Raw genomic sequence first — 16,919 nt, 5'->3', positions numbered from 1 at the left:
GGCACCGATCTTCAGTGTGGCCGACTATGGGCTGGAGGCGGATCTGTTCACGGCCGTGCCGGAGTTGGTCCGGGCGCTGTGATCGGCCGGGGGCCAATGGCATTTCAAACCATGGAGACAAGCATGCACAACAACAAACCCTTCAACCGCCGCCGCCTGCTGGTGGCCGCCTCCGCTGCCGCAGCCGCCACGGCGGCTCCCGCCTGGGCCAACGCCTCCTGGCCCAGCAAGCCCATACGCATCGTCGTGCCCTACACCGCGGGTGGCTTCACCGACCAGATGGCGCGCCTGCTGCAGGTCGGGCTGCAACAGGCGCTGGGGCAACCGGTCGTGATCGACAACAAGCCGGGTGCCAACAGCATCATTGGCGTGGATGCAGTGGCCAAGGCCGCGCCCGACGGGCATACCTTTGCCGTGGTGATTGCCGCCTATGCGGCCAACACCACGCTCTACCCCAAGCTGCCCTACGACCCGAAGAAGGACCTGGTGGGCGTGTCCCTGATGGGGGTTTCGCCGCTGGTGGCCGCGGTCGCCACGAACGCCCCGTACAAGACTACGGCGGAGCTCGTGGCCTACGGGCGTGCCAACCCGGGCAAGCTGAGCTACGCTTCGTCGGGCTCCGGCTCGGCCGCGCACCTGACCTCCGAACTCATGCGCCTGGTCACCAAGGTGGACATGGTGCACGTGCCCTACAAGGGGGCGTCCCCCGCGCTGGCCGACCTCATGGGCGGGCAGATCCCGCTGTTCCTGGACCCGCCGCCCAATCTGATCCAGCCCGCCAAGGCCGGCAAGATCCGCCTGATCGGCGTGGCCAGCGACAAGCGCGTGCCGGCGCTGCCGGACGTCCCGACCTTTGCCGAGCAGGGCTACCCCGGCATCGTCGGCAGCACCTGGGCCGCCATGCTGGCGCCGGCCGGCGTGCCGCGCGAGATCGTGCAGCGCATGTCCACCGAGGTCGCGCGCATCATCCGCAGCGCCGAGGTGTCGCGCCGCCTGGAGCAGAACATGGGCACGTTCGCCGAGGGCTCCACCCCGCAGGAGTGCGATGCCTTCATTGCCAGCGAGACCGCGAAATGGGCCAAGGTCATCCGCGAGGCCGGGGTGGTCGTGGACTGATTCAATCGCATAACGATTGCTCCCGGCGCCTATGCGCCGTATCTGCATCCTCCTACAGGACCGCAATCGACTGCTCCGTACGATTCGTCATCCCTGCCGCTGTGGCTGCCCGCAGCCAGGCCCGCTTTGGCCAAGAGGTGCCGCCATGATGACCGACTCGCAAAACCTGTTCAGCACCGCCCAGGCACTGCCTGGTGCGCTGGCCTCGATGGGCTCTGCACCGGTCATCCGGCAACTGCGCCACCTGGTGGACAACGGCCTGGCCGACCTGCCCCCACCCGGCACGGGCCGTACGCTGGAGCGCTGGCAGGCGCTGAGCCTGGTGGCCGGCCACGACCTGTCGCTGGCCCGGCTGTACGAAAGCCATACCGATGCGCTGGCCATCCTGCGCGAGCTGGGTTGCGAAGAGCGCATCCGTGGCGCGGTCTGGGCCATGTGGGCGGCCGAGTCGCCCGGCCGCCGGCTCGAGGCCATCGACCGGGGCGCAGCGGGCATCGTGCTGTCGGGCTCCAAGGCCTCGTGTGCCGGAGCCCTGGGCGCCACCCATGCCCTGCTGACCGCCTGGCTTCCAGGGCAGCAACCACAGCTCATGGCGGTGGAGCTGGACCATCCCAGCGTGGGCATCCACACCAACGACTGGCATGCGGTGGACATGACCGACTGCGGCAGTGCGGATGTGAGCTTCCACAACACCCCTGCAACACTGCTCGGCTCCCCGGGCGACTTCCTGCGGCGCGGCGGCTACTGGCATGGCAGTGCGGGCATCGCAGCCTGCTGGCACGGAGGTATCCGTGCCGTGGCCCAGGTGCTCTATGCGGCAGTGCAGCAGTGTCCGCCCTCCCATCCCATCCATGCCACGCGCGCTACCGCCCTGGGCCGGGTGGACGCGCTCCTGAGCAGCACTGCCGCCGTACTGCGCGACAGCGCGGCCTGGATCGATGCCCACCCCGGCGACACCGCCATGGTGGTGGCCTTGCGCACGCGCCGGGCGGTGGAAAGCGGCGCCCGGCGCGTGCTCGAGGAAACCGGGCGCGCGCTGGAAGGCACGGCCTTCAACCGGAGCGCATTTTTTGCACGCCTGGCTGCGGACCTGCCGGCTTTCATGCGCCAGAGCCAGGTCGACCGCGACGAGGCAGCCCTGGCCGGAGCGCTGCTTGCCCAGGAGACGCCACCCCGCTGGGCGCTGTGACCAGGGGGCGTTCCTCTCGCGCCGTCGTCCTACAAACCCAGGTCCCGACCCCGCTTACCATGGGCTTGTCGATACCGCAGTCGACATCCCCCACTTGCATCACCGATGCAAGAAGAAAGCCCGCTCCATGCGGGCTTTCTTTTTTTTGCTGCACCGCATCGAAACCCCTTCTGTCCCAGGGCTGTTGCGAATGGTTGCCCTCCCCTCGCGGGCTGCGGTTCAGAATGCGCTGTCACCAAATACGCCGGGGGTCTTATGCCGATGGAGTACCTGAAAGTGATCGCTGTCGAGATGCTTCCGTTCGAGGTGGACGATGAAGCGGATGTGGACATGCTGAGGGTGCTGGAGGCTGCCGGCATGGTGGAAGTCCAGTTCGCGCCGGGGCGCGGCAGCCCCGCCCGCGTGATCGCCGTCACTGGCCTGGGCCGTGCATCGTTGCTGGCTGAAACCGCCAAGCAGGTGATAAGACGGCGCAGCCCCGAGGTGTCGTCGGCCTGGGCCGCACTCTCCTGAGACGCCCGCCCGCCGTCAACGGCCCGGGCTGCCTGGCTGGTTGGCGCACAAGATCTGCGCAGGCTCTTCTCTTCCCTGCATATTCATTTTTTTGCCTGATGGCATGCCCCTGCAACTCCTGGGCAGAAGATTTGCTTGCGCTGCGTAATGCAGGCGCTTGCTCAGCAGGAAGTGTCTACCCGGACACATGCGTTGCACGGACGTAAGAAATGCGGTCCTGGAGGGGTGCGGTCCCTGGCCGCAACCGCTGGTTTTGCCCTGGCACCTGCCGGCCAACAGGCGCCTGGAGGGTCGGTGGAATCCTTACCTTTGGCTACGCCGTGCCCCCAAAAACCGCGTAGGCAAACGCCTACCTGAGCACGCGCAGCGGTCTTGCGTTGGCATATTGCACTGCAGCAGAACATGGAGGCCAACCACCCCCTCACCATGAACGCCGCAGCGCACTCCACGTCCCTTGAAGCCCAGGCTGCTGCGGCCTCATCCCATTTCCGGCAGCATGAAGTGCTGGGCGCCCATACCGATTTGGCAGGCACCCGGTTCACCGTGTGGGCGCCGAACGCTCGGCAGGTCGAGGTGATCGGCAGCTTCAGCAACTGGGCGCCCCTGGCCATGCAGCGCGCGCAGGACGGTTCGGGCCGCTGGAGCACGCGCGTGGAAGGCGCCGGCCATGGGGATCTGTACAAGTACCGCATCGAGGATGCGCACGGCCACTGGACAGAAAAGGCCGACCCCTACGCCACCCGGCAGGAACATCCACCAGGCACGGCCTCGCAGATCTGGAAGCTCGACTACGAATGGAACGACCGCGCCTGGATGGCGGCGCGCGGCGAGCGCCAGGCGCTGGCCGCACCCATGTCCATCTACGAGGTGCACCTCGGTTCCTGGCAGCGCCAGGAGGACGGCCGTTTTCTCAACTACCGCGACATCGCACAGCGCCTGGCCGCGCACTGCACGGCTCTGGGTTTCACCCATGTGGAGCTCATGCCGATCACGGAACACCCGTTCTATGGTTCGTGGGGCTACCAGACCACCGGCTACTTTGCGCCCACGGCCCGCTACGGCAACCCGCAGGACCTGATGGTGCTGGTGGACATCCTGCACCAGCACGGCATCGGCGTGTTTCTCGACTGGGTGGTCTCGCATTTCCCGTCGGATGCGCATGGCCTGGCACGCTTCGACGGTACGGCGCTCTATGAACATGAAGACCTGCGCAAGGGGTTCCACCCGGAGTGGAACAGCCTGATCTTCAATTACGGCCGCTACGAGGTACGCGACTTCCTCATCAGCAACGCCCTGTTCTGGCTCGGCAAGTACCACTTCGACGGCATCCGTGTGGATGCGGTGTCGTCCATGCTCTACCTGGACTTCGCACGCAAGCCCGGTGAATGGGTGCCCAACCCCGACGGCGGGCACCAGAACTGGGAGGCCGTGCGGTTCCTGCAGGACCTCAACTGCGCGGTCTACGCCGAGTTCCCGGACGTGCATGTGATCGCCGAGGAGTCCACCGCCTGGGCAGGGGTGTCGCGCCCCGTGGATGCCAATGGCCTGGGTTTCGGCATGAAGTGGAACATGGGCTGGATGAACGACACGCTGCGCTACATGCGGCGTGACCATGCGCATCGCCACTGGCACGAGGGCGACATCCGCTTCTCGATGGTCTATGCCTTCGACGAGAACTTCGTGCTGGCGCTCTCGCACGACGAGGTGGTGTACGGCAAGCGCAGCCTGCTGTCGCGCCAGCCAGGAGACCCGTGGCAGCGCTTTGCCGGCCTGCGCACCCTGTACGGAATGATGTGGTCGCACCCGGGCAAGAAGCTCCTGTTCATGGGCGGCGAATTCGGCCAGATCGACGAATGGCACCACGAGCGCACGCTGGACTGGCACCTGTGGGCCAAGGCCCGCCACAGCGGCATGGCGCGCTGGGTGGCCGACCTGAACAGCATCTACCGCGAACGCTCTGCCCTGCACGCGCATGACTTCGATGCCGAAGGCTTTGCCTGGGCGCCCATGGCACCGCACCAGACCACCGTGCTTGCCTTCACCCGCCGCGCAGGCGATGACATCGTGCTGGCCGTGCACAACCTCACGCCGCACCCGGTGGCTGCAATGCGCGTGGGCGTTCCGGTGGCCGGCCACTGGTACGAATTGCTGAACAGCGATGCCGAACCCTATGGCGGCAGCGGCATGGGCAACTTCGGCGGGGTGGATGCGACCGCCACCCCGCTCGAAGCCCAGCCGGCCCACCTGCACCTGACCGTGCCCCCTCTTTCGACCGTTCTTCTTTCCAACCGCCCCACAAGGGCCTGATCTTCACTGGAGCTAATGCTATGTCGCGTACCCGAAATGTGTTGGCGATCGTGATGGCCGGGGGCGAAGGCTCCCGCCTGCACCCCCTGACGGCCGAGCGCTGCAAGCCGGCAGTGCCTTTCAACGGCAAGCACCGCATCGTGGACTTCGTGCTGTCCAACCTGGTCAACTCGGAGATCTATTCGATCTACCTGCTGGTCCAGTACAAGTCGCAGTCGCTGATCGAGCACATCCGAAGCTCCTGGACCATGACGCGCTTCATCCCCCAGCACTTCGTGACAGTGGTGCCTCCCCAGATGAACAACGGCCCCGAGTGGTTCCAGGGCACGGCCGATTCGGTGTACCAGAACATCCACCTGATCGAGACCTTCCAGCCCGACATCGTGGCCGTGTTCGGTGCCGACCACATCTACCGCATGGACGTGCGCCAGATGGTCGACTTCCACCGTGCCAGCCAGGCCCATGTGAGCGTGGCCACGCTGCCCGTGCCGCTGTCGCAGTGCAACCAGTTCGGCATCGTCGAGGTGGACACGCACCACCGCATCTCCAATTTCGTGGAAAAGCCCAAGACGGTTCCCCGTCCCATGCCCGGCAGCAGCACCCATGCCCTGGCCTCCATGGGCAACTACCTGTTCAATGCCGACGTGCTGCTCGATGCGCTGAAAAAGGCCCATGCCACCGGCCACAGCGACTTCGGACGCGATATCCTGCCTACCATGCTGCAATCGCACCGGCTGATGGCCTACGATTTCACGGCCAACGAGATCCCCGGCACCGCGCCCTACGAGGAACATGCCTACTGGCGTGACGTAGGAACCATCGATGCCTACTTCGACGCGCATTTCGACACCCTGGGTGCCACGCCGCGCTTTCGCATGACCAATCGCGAATGGCCCATCTACGCCAGCCCCGACCAGGCCGAATCGGCCCAGATCGAGAACGGTGTGATCCACCGCTCGGTGGTGGGCTCTGGCAGCATCGTCGACGGTGCTTCGCTGGACCACGCCATGCTGCGCCGCTCGGTGCTGGTGGAGCGCGATGCGCGGCTGGAGCATTGCATCGTGATGGAGCGTTCGCGCATCGGCCAGGGCGCTCAGGTGCGCCGGGCCATCATCGACCAGGACAACGATATCCCCCCGGGCGAGCGCATCGGCTTCGACGAGGCCGAGGACCGCCGCCGCTTCCACGTGACGGAGAGTGGCATCGTGGTGGTGCCGCGGCAGTTCTTTCCGGCGCGCAGCGCCCTCGTGAGCAATACGCTCAAGGTGGACCGGGTGCGCCAGCCCGTGCCAGCCGCTCTGGGCAGCGACTTCAAAGCCGCTGCATGAAGCCCGAAGTGCATGCCGCAGGCCCCCTGCCCGCCTCCACCTTCAAGCGGTTGCGCCCCGTGAGGCAGGTCGAACCCGGACGCCCCTGGCCTCTGGGTGCAACAGTCGATAAACTGGGCGTGAACTTCGCGGTGTATTCCTCGGTGGCGACACGCGTGGAAATTTGCCTGTTTTCCGAGCACGACCGCGAAATGGAGCGCATCGCCCTGCCCTGCCTGACGGACGACGTATGGCATGGCCATGTGGCGGGGCTGAAGGCGGGCCAGAAATACGGGCTGCGCGTGGACGGCCCCTACCAGCCCGAGGCCGGCCAGCGCTGCAATCCGGCCAAGCTGCTCATGGACCCGTTTGCCCGGGCGCTGGACCGACCGGTGCGCGGCGCTGCGGACCAGTTCGGCTACGAACTCGCGCAACCCGATGAAGACTTGGTGCGCAGTGCCCGGGACAATGGCCGCACGGCGCCCAAGTGCCGGGTGGTGCGCTCGCGCTTCGACTGGGGCGACGACCGGCCGCCGCGCGTGCCGGCGCGCGACACGGTGTTCTACGAGGTGCACGCCAAGGGTTTCACGCAGACCCACCCGGGCGTGCCGGACAACCTGCGCGGCACCTATGCCGGCCTGGCATCCCCGGCGGCCATCGCCCACTTCAAGCAACTGGGCGTGACCAGCATCGAGCTGCTGCCCGTGCAGGCCTTCATCGACGACCACCGGCTGGTGGAAATGCAGCTGGCCAACTACTGGGGCTACAACACCGTGGCCTTCTTCGCGCCTGAACCGCGCTATGCGGCGCGCGCCGGTGCCGACGGTGGGGTTGACGAATTCAAGGCCATGGTCAAGGCGCTGCACGCAGCGGGCCTGGAGGTGATCCTGGACGTGGTCTACAACCACACCGGCGAGGGTAACCACCTGGGGCCCACACTCAGCCTCAAGGGCATCGACCATGCCGCCTACTATCGGCTGACCGAAGACCGGCGCATGTGCATGGACTACACCGGCACCGGCAACACCGTGGACACGAGCAGCGCGCCGGCCCTGCAGCTGGTGATGGACAGCCTGCGCTACTGGGTGCAGGAGATGCACGTGGACGGCTTTCGCTTCGACCTGGCCTCGGCGCTGGGACGCGATGCCGCCGGTGCCTACACCCTGCGTGCGCCGTTCTTCGCCGCGCTGGCGCAGGACCCGGTGCTCTCGCGCACAAAGCTGATCGCCGAGCCCTGGGACCTCGGGCCCTACGGCTACCAGTTGGGCGGCTTCCCCGTCGGCTGGATGGAGTGGAATGGCCGCTATCGCGATGCGGTGCGCGACTACTGGATCAACGCGGACGGCAGCCTGCCGGCCTTTGCGGCCTGCCTGTGCGGCTCGGCCGACATGTACCAGCCACGCCGGCGCCGACCCACTGCCAGCGTGAACATGGTCACCGTGCACGATGGCTTCACCCTGGCCGACCTGGTGAGCTACAACGAGAAGCACAACGAAGCCAACGGCGAAGGCGGGCAGGACGGCGAATCGCACAACCGCAGCTGGAACTGCGGGGCCGAAGGCGATACCGAGGACACCGAGGTGCTTGCCCTGCGCGAGCGGCAGGTCCGCAACTTCCTGGCCACCCTGTTCGTGTCCCACGGCACACCGCTGCTGCTCGGCGGCGACGAGCTCGGCCGCACCCAGCAGGGCAACAACAATGGCTACTGCCAGGACAGCGCGCTGTCGTGGTACGACTGGGAGCGCGCGGGTCGGCATGGCGAACTGCAGGCCTTCACGCAGGCGCTCGTGGCCTTGCGCCGGGCGTTGCCCGTGGTGCGGCCCCACACCTGGCCGGTGGACGAGGCGGGCCTGCCGCAGCTCGTCACAGTGGCCTGGCACAGCGTATGGGGCATGGACATGACGCCCGAGGAATGGAACGACCCCGCCGTGCGCTGCGTGGGTGCGGTCATGGAGAGCGTGGCCGAGGAGGAACTGTCGGTGATGCTGCTGTTCAACGCCAGCGATGCCGATGCCATCTTCACCCTGCCGGCGGAAACCCCGGGCCGCAACTGGACGCTGCGCCTGGACACCCGCGATACCCGCGTGGTGGCCGTAGGCGAAGAAGCCGGCGCCCCCACGGTGGCGGCCGGTGGACAGCACACCCTGATCGCGCGTTCGATGGCGCTACTGACGGCCCCGTTCACACCCAGCCCCCCTGCCACCGCATGAGGCGCACGCACACCATGCCCTTCGGCGCCCGGCTGCTGGCGGGTGACGGTGCCCGCTTCTCGCTGTGGGCCCCTGCGGCGCAGGAGGCCGCGCTGTGGTACCGCCCTTCCCCCAACGCCGCTGCCCGCACCATCGCCGCCACCCGGGCGGATGGCGGCTGGTGGCAGGCGAATGCGGGCGATGCCGGGGCCGGCACCCCGTACCGCTGGCTCATCGACGGCAAGCTCCCGGTGCCCGACCCGGCGTCACGCAGCAACCCCTGGGGCCCGCACGAGCCCAGCGTGCTCGTCGAGCCCGCCTCCTACGCTTGGAAGACGGAATGGGCGGGACGGCCCTGGAACGAATTGGTCTTCTACGAACTGCATGTGGGCAGCTTCACGCCTGCCGGCACCTATGACGGTGCCCTGCGCCGGCTGCCCGAGCTGGCGGCCTTGGGTTTCACGGCCATCGAGCTGATGCCGTTGGCCAGCTATGGCGGGCAATGGGGCTGGGGCTATGACGGCGTGCTGCCCTTCGCTCCGAATGCGTCCTATGGCAGCCCGGACGACCTCAAGCGCCTGGTCGATGAGGCCCACGCCCTGGGCCTGTGCGTGTTCCTCGATGTGGTGTACAACCATTTCGGGCCCGATGGCAATTACCTGCACGCCTACGCCCCCCAGTTCTTTTCCAGCAGCCATGCCAGCCCCTGGGGCGCGGCCATCAACTTCGACCAGGAGGGCAGCGCCGTGGTGCGCGACTTCTTCGTGCACAACGCGCTCTACTGGATCGAGGAGTTCGGCATGGACGGCCTGCGCCTGGACGCGGTGCACGCCATCGCCGACGACAGCCGGCCCGACATCCTGCAGGAGCTCAGCGCGCGCGTGCGCGGGCTGGCCACCGCGCAGAAGCGCCAGGTCCATCTGGTGCTCGAAAACGAAAAGAACCAGCCCGCGCGCCTGTCTTCCTCGCCCGAGCCCGGGCTGTACGACGCGCAGTGGAACGACGATTTTCACCACGCGGTGCACGTGGCGCTGACGGACGAATCCCAGGGCTACTACGCCAAGTTCGCCCGCCACCCGCTGGCATTGCTGGCGCGGGTGCTGACCCACGGGTTTGCCTTTCCGGAAGGCGCGAGTGTGGCGGGGGGCGACCCTGTGCCGCTGTCGTGCATGGTGAACTTCATCGGCAACCACGACCAGATCGGCAACCGTGCGTTTGGCGAGCGGCTGGGGCAACTGGCGCCCGCAGAGGGCGCGGAACTGGCACTGCTGCTGGCCGTGCTGACCCCGGCGACACCCATGGTGTTCATGGGCGATGAATTTGCCGCATCCACGCCTTTCCTGTACTTTGCCAACTGGGACGGCCCCTTGCGCGATGCCGTGCGCGAAGGACGGGCGCGCGAGTTCGGCCACGCGGTGACTGGTAATGCCGTGCTGCCCGACCCCTGCGACGTGGCCACCCTGCAGGCCAGCCAACTGCGGTGGGACGAATCGGCCAGCGCCACCGGCCAGGCACGCAAGGCCTTGCTGCAGCGTGCGCTCGCAGCGCGTCGCACCTGGCTGCAGCCCCTGGCGCAGCAACTGGCCGCCCACGGGCATGTGGCGGAATTCGTCGGCGAAAGCGGTTTGCGGGTGGCCTGGCACTACCAGGACGGAACGACGCTGGGGATGGAGATGAACCTGGGACCGGACGCGGTGGAGGCCACGCCTTCGGCCGCCGCTGTGGAAGTTTTCAGCCACCGCTGGGCGGGCGACGGGCGGCTGTGGGCCCCCTGGTCGGCGCGCTGGACCTGCAGCGAGGGTGCGCCATGAGCCAGGGAACCCCTGCCCCGGACCTGCTCGGTGCGGACGAGTTGCATCGACGCGCCGAACGCGCCGGCATCGCCACCGAATACGCCAGCTTCTGGGGCGAGCGCCTCACCGTGACCCCCGAAGTGCTGGCCCGGGCCCTGGCCGCCATGGGCGAGCATGCCGATGGTGGCGCGCCGCAACCCATCGTCGTGGAGCACGGCCAGGCGGCGCAGGTGCCGCTGGGCAGCGACGGTGCCTGGCGCCTGGTGCCCGAGGATGCCGGCGCCGCCCCGCTGCTGGAAGGGCATGGCGCCATCGCCGAGCTGCCGGCCAGCCTGGCCAGCGGCTACTACCTGCTGCACACGCCCGTTGCCGAGCGCCTGCTCATCGTCGCGCCGCGGCGCTGTTGGCTGCCCGAGGGCCTGCAGGCCGGAGAGCGCTGGTGGGGCATCACGGCGCAGATGTACGCGCTGCGTTCCGAACGCAACTGGGGCATCGGCGACTTCACCGACCTGTGCGTCCTGGTGCAGCTTGCAGCGGCGCGGGGCGCGGCCTTCGTGGGCGTGAGCCCGCTGCACGCGCTGCGCACCGAACACCCCGAGCAGGCCAGCCCCTACAGCCCCAGCAGCCGGCTGGCACTGAACGTGATGCACATCGACGCCACGGCCGTGCCAGAGTATGCGCACTGCGCAGCGGCGCAGGCCCTGGTGGCGGGCAACAGCTTTCAGCAGCGCCTGCACGGGGTGCGGGCCAGCTCCACCGTGCGCTATGGCGAGGTGGCCGCGCTCAAGGAGCCGGTGCTGGCCCTGCTCTGGCAGGACTTCGCCGCGCTGCATTGGCGCGCTGGCACCGACCGAGGCCGGGCCTTCGACGCCTTCATGGCCGAGCACCAGGCCACCCTGGGCCTGCACGCACGCTATGAAGCCATCCAGCTGGCCCTGGGCAGCAGCGATTCATCTATATGGGGCTGGCCCGCCTGGCCGCCGGAGCTGCAAGACCCGCAGGGCGCCGCGGCCCAGGCCTTCGCCCGCGAGCATGCCGACGCCGTGGCCTACCGCTACTGGCTGCAGTGGCTGGCCCATGTGCAGCTGGCCGGCGCCTTCGGGCAGGCGCGCGCCTGCATGGCCCTGGGCCTGTACTGCGACCTGGCCGTGGGCGCCAGCGATGGCGGCTCCGAGACCTGGATGTTGCCGGGCCTGTATGCCCGCGGCATGAACGTCGGCGCCCCACCCGACCCGCTGAGCACCCAGGGGCAGGACTGGGGCCTGCCGCCCGTCAACCCGGTGGCGCTCACCGCCGCGCGCTTCGTGCCCTTCAGGCAACTGCTCGCCAGCGTGATGCGCCATGCGGGCGCGCTGCGCATGGACCACGCCATGGCGCTCATGCGCTTGTACTGGAACAGTCCCGCCGGCGGCACCTATGTGCGCTACCCGCTGGAGGCCCTGGTCGCGGTGATGGCCATCGAGAGCCACCGCCACCAGTGCATGGTGATCGGCGAAGACCTGGGCAACGTGGCGCCGCGCATGCGCGAGGCCATGGCAGAGCATGCGCTGCTGTCGTACCGCCCGCTGATCTTCGAGCGCCTGGAGGGCGGTGCCTTCCGCCCGCCGGCCGACTGGCAGCCGCAGGCACTGGCCGTGGTCAGCACGCACGACCTGCCCACGCTCAAGGGCTTCTGGGGCGGGGACGACATCGCCATCCAGCAGTCGCTCGGCTGGCTGGGCGACAGCGATGCGCAGGTACGGGCCCAGCTGGCACGCGCGCAGGACCGCACCCACCTGCTGGCCGCACTCGATGCCCAGGGACTGTTGCCACCGGGCGTGACGCTCGATGCCCAGAGCGCACCCGAGATGACACCCGCGCTGGCGGCAGCCGTGCATGCCTTCCTGGCGCGCACCCCCTGCCAGTTGCTGGGCGTGCAGCTCGAAGACCTGGCCGGGCAGCGCGAGCAGCTCAATGTGCCGGGCACCACCGAAGACCGCTACCCCAACTGGCGCCAGCGCATGGCGGTGCCGCTGGAGCTGCTGGGCAGCGACGCGTACTTCGAGGCCATCAGCCAGGCCGTGGGGGGCGCGCGCCGCCCGGCCCTGGCCGCACGCTACGCCGAGCTGCCGCCGCTGTCGTCGGCCGACGTGCCACGCGCCACCTACCGGATGCAGCTCAACCAGGGCTTCACCTTCGCGCAGGCCACTGCGGTCGTGCCCTACCTGCACGAACTGGGTGTGAGCCACCTCTACACCTCGCCCTACCTCAAGGCGGCCGCAGGCAGCATGCATGGCTACGACGTGGTGGACCCGACGCTGCTCAACCCCGAGATTGGCACCGAAGCCGAGCATGCCGCGCTGTGCCAGGCGCTGGCCGAGCGCGGCATGGGCCACATGCTGGACATCGTGCCCAACCACATGGGCGTGGAAGACCCGGCCAACCGCTGGTGGCAGGACATGCTCGAACACGGAGAGGCCTCGCCGCACGCCGCCACGTTCGACATCGAATGGCAGCCCCCCAACCCGCAGACCGGTCGGCGCGTGCTGTTGCCCGTGCTGGGCGACCACTACGGCAAGCTGCTGGAGGCGGGTGAGCTGCAACTGCGCTTCGATGCCGCGCAGGGCCGATTGCAGGTGGGCTATTGGGACCATGCGTTTCCGCTCGATCCGCGCAGCTACGCCCAGGTGCTGGGGGCCGTGGCCATGCCGGCGGCCGCACCGGCGGGGGAACTTGCCGAAATGGCTTCGCTCGTGGACGCCCTGGGCCAGTTGCCGCCCCAGGGCAGCGACGATCCGCAGCAGCGCGCCGCGCGCCTGCGCGATGCCCCCCTGTACCAGCGCCGGCTGGCCGACCTGGCGCAGGCCCACCCCTGGGTGCCCGACTGGGTGCAGGCCTGCCTGGCCCGTGCCAACGGGCACCAGGGGGACGCGGCGAGCTTCGACCTGCTCGACACGGTGCTGCAGGCCCAGGCCTACCGGCTGGCCGACTGGCGCGTGGCCGGCGACGACATCAACTACCGGCGCTTCTTCGACATCAATGCGCTGGCGGCCATCCGCATGGAGGAGCCCGAGGTCTTCGAGGCTGTGCACGCCCTGCCCCTGCGCTGGCTGGCCGAGGGCAAGGTCACGGGCCTGCGCATCGACCACCCCGATGGCTTGGCCGACCCGGCCCGGTACTTCGAACGCCTGCAGCAGCGCCACGCCGCGCAGCGCCAGGCGCGGGGCCAGCCGGCGCAGGCGCTGTACCTGGTAGTCGAGAAGATCATGGCCGACCACGAGCCACTGCCCGCCGACTGGCAGGTGCATGGCGGCACGGGCTACCGCTTCAGCACCCTGGTCAACGGCCTGTTCATCGCGGCGGACGCGCAGGAGCGCTTCGATGCCATCTACGGCGAATTCACCGGGGACACCCAGCCCTTCGAGGAAGCCACCTACGAGTGCAAACGCCTGATCATCGAGACGGCGCTGTTCAGCGACATGGCCTGGCTGGTGGCCACGTTGAGCAAGATCACGCGGGCCGACCGCGCGGTGTGCGACTTCACGCGCAACCAGTTGCGCGTGGCCCTGGTCGAGGTGGCGGCCCAGTTTCCCGTGTACCGCACCTACGTGGTGCCCGGCGGCGCCCCGCCCAGCGAGGCGGACCGGCAGCACATCGCCTGGGCCATCAGCGCCGCGCGCCGGCGCCTGGGCACGGCCGAAGGCGGGGTGCTGGCCTACCTGCAGGCGGTGCTGCAGGGCGAGCCGGGGGCCGAGCCCGGGCTGCGCGCACGCTTCATCCGGCGCTGGCAGCAGTTCACGGCGCCGGTGATGGCCAAGTCGGTGGAGGACACATTGTTCTACCGCTATGTGCGGCTGGTCTCGCTCAACGACGTGGGGGCGGAGCCGCGGCGCTTCGGCGTCTCGGTCGCGGCTTTTCACCAGGGCAACCTGCAGCGCGCGCGCCACCTGCCGCACGAGCTGCTGGCCACCTCCACGCACGACAGCAAGCGCTCGGAAGACGTGCGCGCGCGCCTCAACGTGCTGTCTGAAATCCCCGTGGCCTGGCAGGACACAGTGCAGGCCCTGCAGGCCGCAGGCCAGCGCTTCGAGGTGGAGGTGGACGGCCAGGTGTCGCCGCTGCCGCACGACCTGTGGGGCCTGTACCAGGCCATGGTGGGCATCTGGCCGGCGCAGGCCACAGATGCCCGGGAGCGCCAGGACCTGGTGCAGCGCATCCAGCGCTACAAGGAAAAGGCCATGCGCGAGGCCAAGCTGGTGAGCAACTGGCTGTTCCCGAACGAGGCCTACGAGGCCGCCGTGCGCGACTACATCGACAAGGCTTTGTCCACGGAACGCTTCGTCGCCGTGCTCGAGGACTTCGTGCAGCGCATCGCGCCGCATGGCTTTCGCAACAGTCTGGGCCAGCTCGCGCTCAAGCTCACCACGCCGGGTGTGCCGGACATCTACCAGGGCTGCGAGGTCTGGAACTTTGCGCTGGTCGACCCGGACAACCGCCGCCCGGTGGACCTGGCGGAGCTGGCCGCCTCGCTGCAGCCACTGCGGGCGCTGTACCAGGGTGAGGGGCAGTTCCCCCGCGCCGCCGACTGGCGTGCGCTGCTGGGCGATGGCCCGGCCATGCCCCCCGGTGCCAAGCAGCTGGTCACCTGGCGCCTGCTGCAGCTGCGCCGGCAGATGCCTGCACTGTTCCGTGATGGGCTGTACCTGCCGCTGACCGTGGAGGGCACGGCGCAAGCCCATGCGCTGGCCTTTGCCCGCATCGCCGGCGACCAGGCGATCGTGGTCGTCTGCGCGCGCCTGCCCGTGGGCTTGGGCGAGAGTGGGTGGGGCGACACCCATGTGGCCCTGGCCTCGGCCCACCCTGCCCTGGCGCGCCCGGGCCGCTGGCTCGACTGGATGACCGGCCGGACGCTGGCCAATGCAGCCGAACATTCCCTGAACGATGTGCTGGGCGATGCCGGCCCCGGCGGCGCCAGCCTGCCTTTCGCCATTTTGGTGGTGCAAGATACCCCTCTATGAAGATCCTGTTTGCCACGCCCGAATGCGCTCCCCTGGTCAAGACCGGCGGGCTCGGGGATGTCAGTGCCGCCCTGCCCCGGGCCCTCAAGGAACTGGGGCACGAGGTGGTCATCCTCATGCCGGCCTACGGCGGCATGGCCATCGACGGCAGCCTGGATGCCATCGTGCCCGTGCCCGCCTACGGCCCCTGGCCGGCCGCCCAACTGCTGCAGGTGATGGCGCCCGACGGCATGCCCTTCCTGCTGCTGTCGTGCCCGTCCCTGTATGCCAGTGCGGGCACGCCCTATGGAGACCCGGCCCGCACACCCCTGCACGAGCAGGCCCTGCGCTTTGGGCTGCTCAGCCGCGTGGCGGCATTGATCGGCACGGAGCACAGCCCCTGCGACTGGCGCGCCGACATCGTGCATGCCAACGACTGGCCCTGCGGGCTGGCGCCCCTGTACCTGCACCAGGCGCGGGCCGCCGGGCAACGAGGCGTGGCGCAGAGCCTCATCACCATCCACAACCTGGCATTCCAGGGCGTGTTCCCGATGGAGGCCTGCGAGGTGCTGGACATCGCGCCGGCGCACCGGGGCATGGACGGTGTGGAGTTCTGGGGCCAGCTGTCCATGCTCAAGGCGGCGCTGCAGTTCGCCGACGCCATCACCACGGTGAGCCCGACCTATGCGCGTGAGATCCAGCAGCCGGCCCTGGGCTTCGGGCTCGACGGGGTGCTGCGTGCCCAGGCCGGGCGGCTGCACGGGCTGCTCAACGGCATCGACACAGCGGTATGGAACCCTTCGACCGACCCCCTGATCGCCGCCCACTACGGTGCCGATCACCTGCAGGCCAAGGCCCTGAACAAGGCCGCCCTGCGCAAGCGCTGCGGGCTGGCCGAGGCGCCCGGCCCGCTGTTGGGCCTGGTGGGGCGGCTCACCTCCCAGAAGGGGGTGGACCTGGTGCTGGCGGGGGCCCCTGCCCTGCTTGCGCGCGGGGCCCAGCTGGTGGTGCTGGGCCGGGGCGAGGAACCGCTGGAGGCCGGGCTGCGCGCACTCGCCGCAGCGCACCCGGGCCAAGTGCATGCCACGCTGGGCTTCGACGAAGCGCTGGCGCACCAGATCGAAGCCGGGGCCGATTGCTTTCTCATGCCTTCGCGCTTCGAGCCCTGCGGGCTCAACCAGATGTACAGCCAGGCCTATGGCACGCCGCCGGTGGTCACGGCCACCGGGGGCCTGGCCGACACGGTCAGCGATGCCGGTCCTGGCCTGGACGAAGGCACCGGCTTCATGATGGCTGCACCCACGCAGGCCGAATTCGACCGTGCACTGGACCGCGTGCTGCTGGCCTGGGCGCAGCCTGCGATATGGCGGGGCCTGCAGCGCCGGGGCATGGCGCAGTCCTTTGGTTGGGCCGCCGCCGCGCGGCCTTACGAGCAACTGTATCTGCAGCTGCTGGGCCAGTGGGTGCCACCACCCGCCGAGGCCAAGGTGGTCGATATCGCCAGCAGGCGCTGAGCCTTGCGGCCGCCT

Annotated in this window: 10 protein-coding genes; all 10 read left to right on the top strand. The window is 68.8% G+C overall.

Annotated features, from left to right (window positions below; genetic code table 11):
• A partial coding sequence (locus PMI14_RS35615) for a hypothetical protein (protein WP_007851756.1) occupies positions 1–82 on the top strand: 82 nt, incomplete at its 5' end.
• A gap of 41 nt (positions 83–123) precedes the next feature.
• Positions 124–1,116 (top strand): tripartite tricarboxylate transporter substrate binding protein, encoded by a 993-nt coding sequence (locus tag PMI14_RS21955; RefSeq protein ID WP_007857589.1) that lies wholly within the window; start codon positions 124–126, stop codon positions 1,114–1,116.
• A gap of 148 nt (positions 1,117–1,264) precedes the next feature.
• Positions 1,265–2,305 (top strand): acyl-CoA dehydrogenase, encoded by a 1,041-nt coding sequence (locus PMI14_RS21950; protein ID WP_238541880.1) that lies wholly within the window; start codon positions 1,265–1,267, stop codon positions 2,303–2,305.
• Between the two features lie 261 nt (positions 2,306–2,566).
• On the top strand, positions 2,567–2,818 hold the full coding sequence (locus PMI14_RS21945; RefSeq protein ID WP_238541879.1) for a hypothetical protein: 252 nt from the start codon (positions 2,567–2,569) through the stop codon (positions 2,816–2,818).
• Between the two features lie 426 nt (positions 2,819–3,244).
• Positions 3,245–5,125 carry a 1,4-alpha-glucan branching protein GlgB gene (glgB, locus tag PMI14_RS21940; RefSeq protein ID WP_052024461.1) on the top strand — a complete coding sequence of 627 codons (1,881 nt, stop codon included), beginning with the start codon at positions 3,245–3,247 and terminating at the stop codon, positions 5,123–5,125.
• Positions 5,126–5,145: 20 nt separating this feature from the next.
• Entirely contained in the window at positions 5,146–6,453 is a 1,308-nt protein-coding gene (locus PMI14_RS21935; RefSeq protein ID WP_007857585.1) for a glucose-1-phosphate adenylyltransferase, read from the top strand.
• Positions 6,450–8,642 carry a glycogen debranching protein GlgX gene (gene glgX, locus PMI14_RS21930; RefSeq protein ID WP_007857584.1) on the top strand — a complete coding sequence of 731 codons (2,193 nt, stop codon included), beginning with the start codon at positions 6,450–6,452 and terminating at the stop codon, positions 8,640–8,642. The genes PMI14_RS21935 and glgX overlap by 4 nt, the downstream gene beginning before the upstream one ends.
• Positions 8,639–10,432: a malto-oligosyltrehalose trehalohydrolase gene (gene treZ, locus PMI14_RS21925; protein ID WP_052024460.1), complete on the top strand. Its 1,794-nt coding sequence runs from the start codon at positions 8,639–8,641 to the stop codon at positions 10,430–10,432. The genes glgX and treZ overlap by 4 nt, the downstream gene beginning before the upstream one ends.
• Positions 10,429–15,411 (top strand): malto-oligosyltrehalose synthase, encoded by a 4,983-nt coding sequence (gene treY / locus PMI14_RS21920; RefSeq protein ID WP_007857582.1) that lies wholly within the window; start codon positions 10,429–10,431, stop codon positions 15,409–15,411. The genes treZ and treY overlap by 4 nt, the downstream gene beginning before the upstream one ends.
• Positions 15,408–16,904, top strand: coding sequence for a glycogen synthase GlgA (gene glgA, locus PMI14_RS21915; protein WP_007857581.1), 1,497 nt, complete (start codon positions 15,408–15,410; stop codon positions 16,902–16,904). Before treY ends, glgA begins: the two co-directional genes overlap by 4 nt.
• Positions 16,905–16,919 lie beyond the last annotated feature (15 nt).

The sequence above is a fragment of the Acidovorax sp. CF316 genome, assembly GCF_000276605.1.
Taxonomy (GTDB): Bacteria; Pseudomonadota; Gammaproteobacteria; order Burkholderiales; family Burkholderiaceae_C; genus Acidovorax.
This window is presented reverse-complemented; position numbering and strand designations above follow the sequence as displayed.